Consider the following 12,726-nt stretch of genomic DNA (forward strand, 5'->3'; position numbering starts at 1 on the left):
TCGTCCGGGCGTTCGCCCCTGTCGTAGCCGCGATAGGTTGACAGAGTCTTAGTAACCAGCAAGGTCAGCCGCAAGGGATGGAACGAAATTCGCCCCGTGCAATCGCTGCATGGGTAAACAGGAGAAGCGCGTGAAACTGATTGTAGGGCTGGGAAACCCCGGTGCAAAATATGCAGCCAACCGTCATAATATCGGCTTCATGGCCCTTGATCGCCTTGCTGATGATCATAATTTTACGCCGTGGAAAGCACGCTTTCAGGCGCTGACCAGCGAAGGCAGGCTGGGCAATACGCGTGCTACGCTGCTGAAACCGCAGACATTCATGAATCTTTCCGGCCAATCCGTGGGCGAGGCGATGCGCTATCTGAAGCTGACGCCGGATGACGTGATTGTGCTGCATGACGAACTGGATCTGGTGCCCGGAAAGGCCCGCGTCAAAAAAGGCGGCGGCCATGCGGGTCACAACGGTTTGCGGTCGATCCACCAGCACATCGGAGCAGAATATCACCGCGTCAGGCTGGGTATCGGCCATCCGGGCCATAAGGATCGGGTGGCGGGCTATGTCCTGTCGGATTTTGCCAAGGCCGAACAGGACTGGCTGGATGATGTAATGCGCGGCATTTCGGACGGTGGCGCGGCACTGGCGACGGGCGACGGCGGCAGGTTCCAGAACGCGGTTGCTGCGCGGGTAAATCCCGCTCGTAACAGTGGCACGGAAACCCCTGAAAAAGCGTCGGAAAAGCCCGCCCAACGCGCGGAAAAACCGGCCCCTGCCCCTACGGCATTTGCCGATAAGCTGAAGTCATTGACGGACAGGTTCAAATGACCACACACATCAGGCAGGCATTCCGCGAACAAGCTGTTGCCTGCCGCAATCTGGGTTCGCCCTTTACCGCAGCACTTTGTGACAGCCTGGCAGACAACCTTCAGGCCGATCAGGGCGCTGTGGCCGCGCATGTTCTGAACTGGCAGGGTGATCCGCGCAGCGGTGCGGATTCCGTGCCCTTGCGCCTGTGCGGTGCGTTACACGCATTGGTGCTGACCGACGCTGACCCTGAATTATCAGCGGCCTATGCCCAACGCCATCTTCCGGCGCAGCAACTGGTGTCGACGCTGCAAGAACACAGCGCCCATGTGCTGGACTGGCTGACCTTGCCCCCGCAAACGAACGAAGTCGCCCGCTCTGCCCCGCTGATCGCCAGTGCCCGCTTTCTGTCGGGACTTGCTCCGCATACCCTACATCTGCGCGAACTTGGTGCCTCGGCCGGATTGAACCTGAATTTCGACAAATACCATCTGGGTGATGCGACACAGGGCGTCGTCCTGCGCCCCGACTGGCAGGGCAATATGCCGCAAGGTGATTTCACGATCGCAAGTCGTCGTGGTGTCGATCTGAACCCGCTTGATCCCGAATGTGACGGTTTGCGGCTGATGGCCTATTGCTGGGCCGATCAGGATCAGCGGTTGGCGCGCTTGAAGGCGGCGCTGGAACTGGCCACGGACAATCCGCCAACCGTTGATCGGGGCGATGCAGGCGCGTGGTTGGCCGGACAGCTTTCAAACCCCGCACAGGGCACCACGCTGGTCTTCCACACCGTCGCCGCACAGTATTTTCCGCCCGCGACCCAAGCCGCTTGCAGCGATGCACTGACCAACGCGGGCCGGAACGCAACCGCGGATGCCCCCCTTGCCCACCTCCAAATGGAGGCTGACGGCGGTGACGGTGCCGCCCTGACCCTGACGCTGTGGGACGGGCAAAGGCGCGACTGGTCGCTTGGCCGCGCCGATTTTCACGGAAGATGGGTCCGCTGGAAGCCAACCCTCCTTTGGCAAGAAACACGGGGCTTATCCCCAAGCCGACCTGAAACGAAAGGCGCAGATATGGAACCATCGGTGAATGTCCTTGGGACGAAGCTATTGCCCTGTTCAACCGATCCGGTCACGGGATTTTACCGCAACGGATGCTGCGATACCGGCCCCGAGGATCAGGGAAGCCACACCGTCTGCGTGATTCTGACTGACGAATTTCTGGCCATGTCGCGCTATCTTGGCAACGACCTGACAACACCACGACCCGAATACGGCTTTGCAGGACTGAAGGCAGGCGATCGTTGGTGCCTTTGTGCCAGCCGTTTTCTTCAAGCGGCACAGGAATTTGCCGCACCGGTCGTGGTGATGGAATGCACACATAAGCGCGCCTTGGAGGTGGTCCCGTTCGAGCTGTTACAGAACCACTCCAGAAACGACTAGGGTATAGAAAAGGGGCCAAAGGGCCCCTTTCCGGTTCAAGCCTGAATGTCGGCGCCCAGATGCTTGGCGACGGTAAAGATATCCTTATCGCCGCGACCGCACATATTCATCACAATCAAATGGTCGGCGGGCAGATCGGGCGCAATCTTGATAACATGGGCCAGCGCGTGGCTGGGTTCCAGCGCCGGAATGATGCCTTCCAGCGAACAGCACATCTGGAATGCGGCCAAAGCCTCATCATCGGTGATGCTGACATATTCGGCGCGGCCCATATCCTTCAGCCATGCATGTTCCGGCCCGATACCGGGATAATCCAGACCGGCGCTGATCGAATGGCCCTCAAGGATCTGCCCGTCATCGTCCTGCAACAGATAGGTGCGGTTACCATGCAGCACGCCCGCACGACCGCCTGACAGGCTGGCGCAATGTTCCATCCGGTCATCGACGCCCTTGCCGCCGGCTTCGACGCCGATGATACCGACCTCCTTGTCGTCAAGGAAAGGATAGAACAGACCCATCGCGTTCGAGCCGCCACCGATGGCTGCCACCAGCGTGTCGGGCAGACGGCCTTCGCGCGGCATGATCTGTTCGCGGACTTCCTTGCCGATGATCGACTGGAAATCACGGACCATTGCCGGATAGGGATGCGGACCCGCAACCGTGCCGATGCAATAGAAGGTGTCTTTTACATTGGTCACCCAATCACGCAAGGCGTCGTTCATCGCATCCTTCAGTGTCCCGCGACCGCTGGTCACAGGCACAACCTCGGCCCCCAGAAGACGCATGCGGAAGACGTTGGGGGATTGGCGTTCAACGTCATGGGCACCCATATAGACGATGCATTTCAGACCAAAGCGCGCGCAGACCGTCGCCGTGGCCACGCCATGCTGACCCGCGCCGGTTTCCGCAATAATCCGCGTTTTGCCCATGCGGATCGCCAGCAAAATCTGGCCCAGCACGTTGTTGATCTTATGCGCGCCGGTGTGGTTCAGCTCATCCCGCTTCATATAGATTTTCGCGCCGCCCAGATGTTCGGTCAGGCGTTCGGCAAAATACAAAGGCGACGGGCGACCCACGTAATGGGTCCACAGATCATCCATCTGTGCCCCAAAGGCCGGATCTACCTTGGCGCGCTCGTATTCCTCCTCCAGCTCCAGAATCAGCGGCATCAGCGTTTCACTGACGAAACGGCCACCATAGATGCCGAAGCGGCCCTGTTCATCGGGTCCGGTCTTGAAACTGTTCAGCAGATCGTCGGCCATATCGTGCGCCTTCGCGTTTGGGATGGTTGATCGGGGCAGTGATATGCCCTTTGCCTTGTCATAACGGCGAAAGCACGTGGGGTGAAGCCCGCTTGAAACGACCGAAAGCCGCAGCATTCGATGGACGCAACGGTCAGGCGCGATTAAGACCGCCATAACGAACCCATAACACCGGAAGTAACTCATCATGCTTTGGAGCATCCGCGCACGTATGAAACCGGCCCTGTCGGTGATCGAGATGATCCCCGATGTCCACCGCACCCAAGCCCTGACGGTTTTACGCAAAGCCGCACAGGATGGCCGCGTCGCCGGCATCAGGATTGACGCCGATGACCGTGATCTGGTGCTTTATGATGGTCCGGTTGCGCTGATCTCGCCTATCGGGGCACGCCTGTTACGGGCGCTGTACCAACAGGGCAAAATCAAGCTGAAAAAACCTGCAGCCAAGAAACTGCCGGCGCTGGATGCCTATATCGCAACCGAGGCCGCGTTTCGCGCAGATGTCACCCGCCTGTTGGCCGAGGAAGATGCACGGCTTGATCGCCTTGCCGCCATTGTCGCAGATCCCGAATGTGCAACGGCGGATGAACTTACCCCCTATCTGGTTGATAAGATCATTACGGCGAAACTGGGCTATGGCGCATCCGGATCGGTCAGCTTTGCCGGAATCACAGCCCACCGGACGCGCACAGCCGATGCATCATCCGATGCCCAAACGCTGGATACCGGGAGAATTCTGTGCTGGTGGGTGGATCAGGACGGTCAGCGCCATGGAGATGTCGACTAAAAGGCTGCTGCCTGACATCAAAAGACCACTTTCAACAGCGTTGTACGCTGCATATCATCCGGTGATGTTATTGAAAGTGGTCGGGGCGAGAGGATTCGAACCTCCGACCTACGGTTCCCAAAACCGCCGCGCTACCAGGCTGCGCTACGCCCCGACTGAGGGTTCTCTAGCGTAAGTTATTGGCGGTGGAAAGACCTAGTTGCATGAAAATGCAGCTTTGCTTTGATCAATTGACGGATGGGCCAGAGGCTGCCCTTCCTTCAGACCAAGACGGTCAGCCTCGCCTGCGGCGATTTCAAGAACCATCAGGCGATCAGGGTCCGGATCACCGACCGAGGCACCCGGAATTCCGGTTTCATCCAAAGGGCGTGCATTGCGGTGGATGTGGCGGATGACCCCTGTTTCATCCAGAAACAGCATGTCCAAAGGCACCAGGGTGTTACGCATCCAGAACGCCACCTGCTGGGGCCGTTCATAAATAAACAACATACCGGTCCCCTGCGGGACGTCTTTGCGATACATCAGACCCTGTGCGCGTTCGTCTGGGGTATCGGCAATCTCGACTTGCAGGGACAACTGATTCGCATCGGCTGCCCGAATCACCACCGTGTCGGCTGAACATGATTCGGCGCGCGACGGCTGCTGCGCCATGCCGGCACCTGTGGTCCCCAGTGCCAGCACAGCCGCCAGCACCGCAGAAAGCATAAGCTTATTCCGCAACATGGACATGGAAATCAAGCTGCCCCATTTCGTCATGCACATGCGCCGCAAGATCCGTTTCGATCACCGCGTTGTCCCATGATGACACTTGCGCTGCCATCAGCCCGCGCGGGCCTTCGATGACGCGAAGGCAGATCGCCTCGCCTATGGCAAGGTCAGCAAAACCGGAATGGCGCACCACCTCAATATGCACAAAAACATCTTCGGGATGCCCGAAAATGTTTGCGAATCCAAAGCCTTTGCTTTTATCGAACCATTTTATTCGTGCGGGACGCAGCGGCAGGCTGTCCATATGTTCGATCACTTCGGGATCCAGATCCGCAATCGGCGGAAGCCCGTCACCGGCCGGCGGATCGATGGAAACAACTTCGGCGGCCTGCGTGCCACGTTTGGTATCTTGCACCAGCACAGCAACCCGCGACTGGTCCGCGACCGAACTGCGTCCGAAATTGCGCAGGACATTGGCGTGCAGAAGAACGTCTTCCCCACCTTGGTCATTCACGATGAAACCATAGCCCTTGGTCGCGTCGAACCACTTTACCAGTCCGGTTACCAATTTGAGGCCAGTATCTTCTGTCATCGTTTGCATATTTCCACGCGGTGCCACATTGGCGCAGACATTATGACCACAACAATATGACTACAACAAATATAACGGCAACGCAGATACAACAGCGTTGCTTAAGTACAGTCTTTGCGTTCGTGACCAATCCGTCAAGCTCAGGGTGAAAGGCGCGAAATATCCCAGCGGCTATCCGCTTGTTTACTCCACATAAAGCGATCATGCAGCCGGAATGCACCATCGGCCCAGAACTCGATCTGGACAGGATTGATCCGGAAACCGCCCCAGAACGGCGGACGCACCGGATTATTTCCCTGACGCAGCGTTACCTTCGCGACCTCGGCAACCAGTGTCGCGCGGCTGTCCAGCGGGCGTGACTGTTTGGAGGCCCAGGCACCCAGACGGCTTTTCAGTGCACGGCTGGCGTAATATTCATCGGCCTGCGCGCCCTCTTCACGGGTGACGGTACCGCGGACGCGGATCTGGCGGCGCAGGGACTTCCAGTGCATCACAAAGGCGGCCTTGCCGGTGTCCCCGATCTGCATCCCCTTGGCGCTGTCGTAATTGGTATAGAAAACGAACGAACCGTCGTCCTTCTGCCCGTCGATATCCTTCAGCAACACCATACGGGTATCGGGCATGCCGTCGGCGTCGACCGTGGCCAGCGCGATGGCATTGGGATCGTTGATCTCGGTTTCCTGCGCTTCGGCCAGCCATGCGCGGACGATATCGAAGGGGTCATCCCCTGCAAAGATTCCGGTGCGATCTGTCATGATCCGTTCCTTATGCTTGATGCGGCATGGTAAAGGGCCTAATCACCGCTGGAACTGTTGAAAGCGCGAGGGACTGGACATGTCAAGCGAGCAGAGGTCTGGCCTGATGGCCGGCAAGCGCGGTCTGATCATGGGTTTGGCCAATGACAAATCGATTGCCTGGGGCATCGCAAAGGCATTGGCTGCCGAGGGTGCCGAACTGGCATTCAGCTATCAGGGGGATGCGCTGAAAAAGCGGGTCGATCCTCTGGCGGCACAATTGGGGTCAGACATGGTGCTGCCATGCGACGTGTCGGATGAGGCGTCCGTTGATACGCTGTTCGAAAATCTGGCCGCCAAATGGGACAAGATGGACTTCATCGTCCATGCAATCGGCTTTTCCGACAAGGAACAGCTGCGCGGGCGCTATGCCGAAACCACGCGCGACAATTTCCTGAAAACAATGGATATATCGGTGTATTCCTTCACCGCTGTTGCCCGTCGGGCGGCCGCGATGATGACGGACGGTGGATCCATGCTGACGCTGACCTATTACGGCGCCGAACGTGTCATGCCGCATTACAATGTCATGGGCGTTGCCAAATCCGCACTGGAAGCATCGGTCCGCTATCTGGCCGAGGATTTCGGCAAGGACAACATCCGCGTCAATGCCATCAGCGCCGGTCCGATCAAGACGCTGGCCGCATCGGGCATCGGTGACTTCCGCTATATCATGAAGTGGAACGAGCTGAACTCGCCTCTGCGTCGCAATGTCACGCAGGAAGATGTCGGAAATTCGGCGCTATACCTGCTGTCGCGTCTGGGCGCAGGTGTCACGGGCGAAACCCATCACGTCGATGCGGGCTATCATGTTGTTGGCATGAAGGCCGTTGACGCGCCCGATATTGCAGCGGTCAAGAAAGACTAAAGACCAAAAGGGGCGGCAGGTCATGATTTCGGTTTCTGCCGACCAGCTTGGGCTTTTTGTGGCGACCCTCTCCGTGGCGATCCTGTCGCCCGGTCCGGGCGTCATCGCCGTCAGTCAGGGTGCCTTTTCTTTGGGTCGCAAACGGGCCCTGCCCTATGGCTGGGGTCTGGCCATCGGCGCATCGGTCTGGTGCCTGTTCGCACTTTTGGGGCTGACGGTGATTTTCCGCGTTCTGCCTTGGACGCTGGCCGCGATGCATCTGCTGGGCGGAGCATATCTTCTGTATATCGCGTGGAAAATGTGGGTCCATGCCGTTGATCCCCTGCCCGATCCGATGACAGGTGGACGTGGGTTGAACTTCTGGGCCGGCATGGCGCTGAACGTGTCGAACCCGAAGCCTGCGCTTTTCTATTCCGCGGTGCTGTTGTCGATCTTTCCGGCCGCATTGGGGCTGGCCGATAAGGGCGCAATCTATGCGACAGCCTTGTCGGTAGAGCTTTTATTCTATACCGCACTTGCCAGTTTGATGGCGCTGCCGTGGCTGCGGGACCGCTATTATGACATGAAATTCTGGATCGACCGGGGGGCCGGCCTTGCAATTGCGTTGCTGGGCCTTTCGCTTGTTCTCAATCCCTGAAGAAGGAAGAAGACGCATGACGGATCGTCTGCCCCACGAAAAAGGTTTTCATATCAGCTGGGACCAGCTGCACCGCGACGCACGTGCCTTGGCATGGCGGATGGAAGAACAGGAATGGCGTGCCGTTCTGGCCGTGACCCGCGGCGGCCTTGCGCCCGCGATGATTGTGGCGCGTGAACTGGACATCCGCACGATCGACACGATCAGCGTGAAATCCTATCACAAACAGGAACAATCGGGCCTGACCGTTCTGAAGAAACCCGACCCCGAACTGATGGGGGATGGCGAAGGCATTCTGGTCGTTGACGACCTGGTCGACAGCGGCCGGACGCTGGAACTGATCCGCGACCTTTACCCCAAGGCGCATATGGCGACAGTCTATGCCAAGCCAAAGGGCAAGCCGATGGTGAACAGCTATGTCACCGAGGTCAGTCAGGATACCTGGATCTATTTCCCGTGGGATATGGCCTTGCAATACGTGCAACCGTTCCGTGGCGAAGACTGAAAAGTTCCATCACAATTACTTGCATATTTTCACCCTGCCGACCGCAAATCGGCGGGGAACCTCTGTCCCGATCTGCGCATTGTGAACCCAATAGCGGGATGCAAACGCAACCTGCGAAACGGAAACCAGGAGGAAACTATGCGTAATCTTCTTTTGACCACCGCCGTCGCCCTGCCGATGACCTTTGGTGCAGCGTTCGCACAAGACACCGCACCGGCGACCGATCCTGCCATGGAAACGACCGAGACGGAAACCATGGGCACCGACACCATGGCCGAGCCCACCGAGGATATGACCGAGGCTGATGACGCCGCTGCCCAAGCTGCAGCCGCTGAAAAGGTCGAGGTTGAACAAGCCGCCAACGAATGGCGCGTTGACTGGATCACCGGCACTTCGGTGATGTCGCCCGAAGGTGAAACCATTGGCGATATCAACGACCTGATTGTTGACAGCGAAACCGGCGAAATGAAAGCCGCGATCATCGGCGTAGGTGGTTTTCTGGGTATCGGCGAAAAGCAGATCGCCCTGCCGTGGACCGACCTGACCGTCAATTCGGACGCACAAGAGATCACGACCGATCTGACCGAGGAAGAAGCTGACGCGGCGCCAGAATATGTGTTCCGCGATCAAGAAGCCCCTGCAGGTGATATGGCCGCAGATCCGTCAGCCACCGAACCGATGGCGACCGAGCCGATGGCAACCGAACCGATGGCAACCGAACCAATGGAAGCCGACCCGATGGCGACGGACACCATGGAAGCCGATCCAATGGCCGATGACGGCATGGAAGCAGAACCGACCGAAGAGCCGGTTCCCGCAAACTGATGCAGCATTCCAGTGGAATATAATTCGGCGGCCCGATCGGGCCGCCGTTTTTCATTGCTCAGCTGTCGGTGGTCCTTATGAATTGCCACGAACAAAGCGCGATGCTTCTTCGGCAGCGCGTTGCAAGGCGCGACTTTTGTTGACTGTCTCTTCAAATTCAGCCTCGGGGTCGCTGTCATAGACGACGCCACCGCCCGCCTGAATATACAGTGCCTTATCTTTGACGACCCCTGTACGCAGGGCAATGCACATATCCATTTCGCCATTGGCGGAAAAATAGCCTACGGCACCGCCATAGACGCCGCGTTTTTCCGGCTCCAGCTCGTCGATGATCTGCATGGCACGGACCTTCGGCGCACCCGAGACAGTGCCTGCAGGCAGACCCGCCAACAGTGCCGACAGCGCATCTTCGCCATCACGCAATTGCCCGACAACGTTCGAAACAATGTGCATCACATGGCTGTAACGCTCGATGATGAATTGTTCGGTCGGGCGAACTGTTCCGGGTTTTGAGACACGACCGACATCATTGCGGCCCAGATCCAGCAGCATCAGATGCTCGGCCAGTTCCTTCTGGTCGCCCAGCAGGTCGGCCTCGAGCGCGCGGTCCTGTTCTTCGTCCGCGCCACGTGGTCGGGTGCCCGCGATGGGACGAATGGTAACTTCGCCATCACGCAGACGCACAAGAATTTCAGGGCTGGCACCGACAATCTGGAAACCGCCCATATTTAGGAAGAACATGAAAGGTGACGGATTGGTCCGGCGCAAGCTGCGATACAGTGCAAAAGGCGGCAGCGGGAAATCCAGCCGCCAGCGTTGTGCTGGCACGACCTGAAAGATGTCACCGGCGCGGATATAATCTTTGGCCTTTTCAACAGCGGCCAGATAATCCGGTTTGGTGAAATTCGACACCGGCGCGCCGATCTGGACCTCGTCGCCCAAGGCACGTGGTTCGGTCGGCTGGCGGTCAAGCGCGCGCAAAGCCTCCATCACGCGTTCGGCGGCGCGGGCATAGGCGGCGCGGGCGTTGTCATTACCGTCATGCCATGCGGGTGCACAAAGCGTCACTTCGCCTTTGACCCCGTCCAATACGGCAACGACGGAAGGTCGCAGCATCATCGCATCAGGCAGATCCAGCGGGTCGGGGTTCACATCGGGAAGATGTTCGACCAGACGGATCATGTCATAGCCCAGATAACCGAAAAGACCGGCAGCCATTGGTGGCACACCGTCCGGCATTGTCTCGATCCGGCTTTCGGCAATCAGCGCACGCAGGCTGTCCAGCGCGGGACGGTCATCATCCTGAAATTCGTCCGAAAACCGGGCCTGACGATTAAGCCGTGCTTTGCCATTACGGCATTCCCAGACCAGATCAGGCTTCATCCCGACGATGGAGTAGCGTCCGCGAACCTCGCCTCCGGTCACAGATTCCAGCATAAAGCTTTGCGGTGCGGCCTCGGCCAGTTTCAGCATCAGACTGACGGGCGTATCAAGATCGGCTGCCAGCCGAATCGTCACCAACTGGTTCTGACCGGCATCCCATTGGGCTTGAAACGCGTCGAAATCGGGCGTCAGTTGCATTACTGGACCTGTGCGTTGATGGCGTTGATCGCCTGCTGGTTGATCTGCACCTTCGAATTACGTTGCACATGGCGGGCGTAATATTCGAAGATGTCCCCTTGCAGCGACTGGTTCAGGCGCGATTTAACACCATCTAGAATCTGCACGGCTTCGTCGCTGGACAGATCGGCATCTTCGATCTGGTCAAGGCGCAGCACAAAAACGCGGTCGCCTGCATCCACGACACCGACGTCGCCGGGTTCGGCCATGGTAAAGGCCTGTGCCAGCAGTTGTTGCGGCAGATCCTGCATATAATCGCTGCGCGACATGCCGGTTTCGATGTTCCATTCGACCGGCGTCGCAGGCTGGTCTTCGGCTGCGGCATCAACCTGCGGTTCGGCATCGACACCCGGGGCAGTCTTGGCCACAGCTTTCAGCCGTGCTTCGGATGCGCGATCCAGCAGACGGCGCTGCAATTCGGCCTCTTTCCAATCGGCCAGAACATCGTCGCGGACATCTTCGAAGGTAATCAGGGTCGGCGGGACGATTTCGTCCAGACGCATGGCGAACACGCCCCCATCGGCCAATTCGAACAACTGCGGAAAATCACTGGTGGAAATATCGATGGCGCGTTCGCGGAACGCTTCGTATCCGGTGATGCTGCCGCTTTCGGGATCGCCTTCGACGGTCCAATCGACCTGACCCAGCTGCATTTCGGTGTCATCGGCAAGCTCTTCCAAGGTTGCGCCACCGGCCAGCAAATCCTCAAAATCCGAGGTGCGGCTGCGGATCTGACGCGCAGCGCCGCTGAGGGCGGCTTCACCGCGCAGATCATCGCGGGCATCCTCGAAGGAAATATCGACGGGGTCCAGAATCGCATTCACCGAAAACAGTGCCGGACCCAGATCGGTTTGCACGGGACCGACAACGCCGGGCTGCTGGGCGGCAAAGACGTCATCAGCCGCCTGCCCCAATGCGCCACGGGTCACTTCGCCCAGATCGATATCATCCAGCTCAAGGCCGCGTTCGACGACGAAATCCTCGAATGTATTTGTGCCTGCGTCGATGGCAGCACGCGCAGCCTCGGCTTCTTCGACCGAGGGGAACACAAGACGACCCACCATCCGGCGTTCGGGGCGCTGGAACTGGTCGATGTTCTGGTCATAGACCGCGCGCAGGGCGGCGTCATCCAGTGTCACTTCGGACGACAGCATGTCGGGCGTGACCCAAGCATAGCTGATCTTGCGGGTCTCGGGCGCGGTAAAGCGATCGCCGTTCGCCTCGTGCCAAGCTTTCAGCGTGGCTTCATCGGGGTCGGCGATGGGTTCGGCCAGATCATCCACGGTCAGTTCGCGCCATGCGAAATCGCGGGTCTGCAACAACCAGCGGGCGGTCTGGTCAACCATCGGATTGGGGGCCGTCACGCCATTTGCGACCGCATTCTGCAGCAGGACGCGGGCTTCGTCGTCACGGACGCTGGCCTCGAAATCGGCTTCGGTCAGGCGTTCGCGGTTCAGGACATCGGAATAGGCGGCACGGTCGAAGCTGCCATTGGGGCCTTGGAAGGCACCGGCGTTCATGATCGTCTGCGCGACCTGTTCATCGCCGACCGATACACCGATGCTGCGTGCCTGTTCGGCCAAAGCGGCGGCACCGATCAACTGGCCTTGCACAGCCGCGGGCAACCCCATCTGCTGGGCCTGCGCCATGGTGATCTGCTGGCCCGTCTGTTGGGACAGGGTCTGCATCTGTGATTGCAGGGCGCGGGCGTATTCATCCGCAGTGATCTTGGTATCCCCGACCGAGCCGACCTCGGTCGTGCCCCCTGAAAAGCTGGTGACGCCGAAGCCCCCCAACCCCATAACCATCAGACCCAAAAGGATCCAGACGACGGTCGATTTGCCCTTGGTTCGCAGCTGTGACATGGCGCGGCCTTCC

13 protein-coding genes, 1 tRNA gene and 1 pseudogene are annotated in these 12,726 nt (G+C 58.8%); 8 read left to right on the forward strand and 7 right to left on the reverse strand.

All coding sequences use genetic code 11. From position 1 onward, the window contains the following. Positions 1-130 precede the first annotated feature (130 nt). The 3 genes and pseudogenes from pth to DWB67_RS00360 all read left to right on the forward strand — a co-directional run bounded on the left by pth (position 131) and on the right by DWB67_RS00360 (position 2,250). Positions 131-826, forward strand: a complete 696-nt coding sequence (gene pth, locus DWB67_RS00350; protein WP_119805527.1) for an aminoacyl-tRNA hydrolase — start codon at positions 131-133, stop codon at positions 824-826. After that, a pseudogene (locus DWB67_RS00355) lies at positions 823-1,800 on the forward strand (DUF2332 domain-containing protein); the annotation flags it as partial. The gene pth and the pseudogene DWB67_RS00355, both read left to right, overlap by 4 nt. An 81-nt stretch (positions 1,801-1,881) precedes the next feature. Then, positions 1,882-2,250 carry a DUF2237 family protein gene (locus DWB67_RS00360; RefSeq protein WP_119806117.1) on the forward strand — a complete coding sequence of 123 codons (369 nt, stop codon included), beginning with the start codon at positions 1,882-1,884 and terminating at the stop codon, positions 2,248-2,250. A 35-nt stretch (positions 2,251-2,285) separates the two neighbouring features. Here DWB67_RS00360 and trpB read toward each other — a convergent pair whose 3' ends face one another. Then, a complete protein-coding gene (trpB, locus tag DWB67_RS00365) occupies positions 2,286-3,512 on the reverse strand; it encodes a tryptophan synthase subunit beta (protein WP_119805528.1) in 1,227 nt (408 codons plus the stop codon). Positions 3,513-3,699: 187 nt separating this feature from the next. On the opposite strand from trpB, the gene DWB67_RS00370 reads away from it, so the two are divergent. Continuing rightward, positions 3,700-4,299 (forward strand): hypothetical protein, encoded by a 600-nt coding sequence (locus DWB67_RS00370; RefSeq protein ID WP_119805529.1) that lies wholly within the window; start codon positions 3,700-3,702, stop codon positions 4,297-4,299. A 77-nt stretch (positions 4,300-4,376) separates the two neighbouring features. On the opposite strand, the gene DWB67_RS00375 is transcribed toward DWB67_RS00370, so the two are convergent. The 4 genes from DWB67_RS00375 to pdxH all read right to left on the reverse strand — a co-directional run bounded on the left by DWB67_RS00375 (position 4,377) and on the right by pdxH (position 6,354). Next, positions 4,377-4,453, reverse strand: a tRNA-Pro gene (locus tag DWB67_RS00375). A 41-nt stretch (positions 4,454-4,494) separates the two neighbouring features. Beyond that, positions 4,495-5,022 (reverse strand): DUF192 domain-containing protein, encoded by a 528-nt coding sequence (locus tag DWB67_RS00380; protein ID WP_119805530.1) that lies wholly within the window; start codon positions 5,020-5,022, stop codon positions 4,495-4,497. Continuing rightward, positions 5,009-5,599 (reverse strand): cold-shock protein, encoded by a 591-nt coding sequence (locus DWB67_RS00385; RefSeq protein WP_119806118.1) that lies wholly within the window; start codon positions 5,597-5,599, stop codon positions 5,009-5,011. The genes DWB67_RS00380 and DWB67_RS00385 overlap by 14 nt, the downstream gene beginning before the upstream one ends. A 140-nt stretch (positions 5,600-5,739) precedes the next feature. Further along, positions 5,740-6,354 (reverse strand): pyridoxamine 5'-phosphate oxidase, encoded by a 615-nt coding sequence (gene pdxH / locus DWB67_RS00390; RefSeq protein WP_119805531.1) that lies wholly within the window; start codon positions 6,352-6,354, stop codon positions 5,740-5,742. Between the two features lie 79 nt (positions 6,355-6,433). Here pdxH and fabI point away from each other — a divergent pair, with 79 nt between their 5' ends. The 4 genes from fabI (at position 6,434) to DWB67_RS00410 (ending at position 9,228) form a co-directional block, all read left to right on the forward strand. Next, positions 6,434-7,261, forward strand: a complete 828-nt coding sequence (gene fabI, locus DWB67_RS00395) for an enoyl-ACP reductase FabI (RefSeq protein ID WP_119805532.1) — start codon at positions 6,434-6,436, stop codon at positions 7,259-7,261. A gap of 22 nt (positions 7,262-7,283) precedes the next feature. After that, positions 7,284-7,898, forward strand: a complete 615-nt coding sequence (locus DWB67_RS00400) for a LysE family translocator (protein WP_119805533.1) — start codon at positions 7,284-7,286, stop codon at positions 7,896-7,898. A gap of 16 nt (positions 7,899-7,914) precedes the next feature. Continuing rightward, positions 7,915-8,403: a xanthine phosphoribosyltransferase gene (gene gpt, locus DWB67_RS00405; protein WP_119805534.1), complete on the forward strand. Its 489-nt coding sequence runs from the start codon at positions 7,915-7,917 to the stop codon at positions 8,401-8,403. Positions 8,404-8,541: 138 nt separating this feature from the next. Next, a complete protein-coding gene (locus DWB67_RS00410; RefSeq protein WP_119805535.1) occupies positions 8,542-9,228 on the forward strand; it encodes a PRC-barrel domain-containing protein in 687 nt (228 codons plus the stop codon). A gap of 75 nt (positions 9,229-9,303) precedes the next feature. Here DWB67_RS00410 and trpE read toward each other — a convergent pair whose 3' ends face one another. Both trpE and DWB67_RS00420 read right to left on the reverse strand, forming a co-directional pair. Then, positions 9,304-10,809 carry an anthranilate synthase component I gene (trpE, locus tag DWB67_RS00415; protein ID WP_119805536.1) on the reverse strand — a complete coding sequence of 502 codons (1,506 nt, stop codon included), beginning with the start codon at positions 10,807-10,809 and terminating at the stop codon, positions 9,304-9,306. Continuing rightward, on the reverse strand, positions 10,809-12,713 hold the full coding sequence (locus tag DWB67_RS00420) for a peptidylprolyl isomerase (RefSeq protein WP_255418492.1): 1,905 nt from the start codon (positions 12,711-12,713) through the stop codon (positions 10,809-10,811). The genes trpE and DWB67_RS00420 overlap by 1 nt, the downstream gene beginning before the upstream one ends. Positions 12,714-12,726: the final 13 nt, after the last annotated feature.

Origin of the sequence: Paracoccus sp. JM45 (genome assembly GCF_003590715.1) — a bacterium.
Classification (GTDB): domain Bacteria; phylum Pseudomonadota; class Alphaproteobacteria; order Rhodobacterales; family Rhodobacteraceae; genus Paracoccus.

Coding starts and splice junctions, on each gene's coding strand:
- trpE (WP_119805536.1), bottom strand. CDS start 10,809: ATGCAACTGACGCCCGATTTCGACGCGTTTCAAGCCCAATGGGATGCC.
- DWB67_RS00370 (WP_119805529.1), top strand. CDS start 3,700: ATGCTTTGGAGCATCCGCGCACGTATGAAACCGGCCCTGTCGGTGATC.
- DWB67_RS00400 (WP_119805533.1), top strand. CDS start 7,284: ATGATTTCGGTTTCTGCCGACCAGCTTGGGCTTTTTGTGGCGACCCTC.
- fabI (WP_119805532.1), top strand. CDS start 6,434: ATGTCAAGCGAGCAGAGGTCTGGCCTGATGGCCGGCAAGCGCGGTCTG.
- DWB67_RS00385 (WP_119806118.1), bottom strand. CDS start 5,599: ATGACAGAAGATACTGGCCTCAAATTGGTAACCGGACTGGTAAAGTGG.
- trpB (WP_119805528.1), bottom strand. CDS start 3,512: ATGGCCGACGATCTGCTGAACAGTTTCAAGACCGGACCCGATGAACAG.
- DWB67_RS00420 (WP_255418492.1), bottom strand. CDS start 12,713: ATGTCACAGCTGCGAACCAAGGGCAAATCGACCGTCGTCTGGATCCTT.
- DWB67_RS00410 (WP_119805535.1), top strand. CDS start 8,542: ATGCGTAATCTTCTTTTGACCACCGCCGTCGCCCTGCCGATGACCTTT.
- pdxH (WP_119805531.1), bottom strand. CDS start 6,354: ATGACAGATCGCACCGGAATCTTTGCAGGGGATGACCCCTTCGATATC.
- DWB67_RS00380 (WP_119805530.1), bottom strand. CDS start 5,022: ATGTTGCGGAATAAGCTTATGCTTTCTGCGGTGCTGGCGGCTGTGCTG.
- DWB67_RS00360 (WP_119806117.1), top strand. CDS start 1,882: ATGGAACCATCGGTGAATGTCCTTGGGACGAAGCTATTGCCCTGTTCA.
- gpt (WP_119805534.1), top strand. CDS start 7,915: ATGACGGATCGTCTGCCCCACGAAAAAGGTTTTCATATCAGCTGGGAC.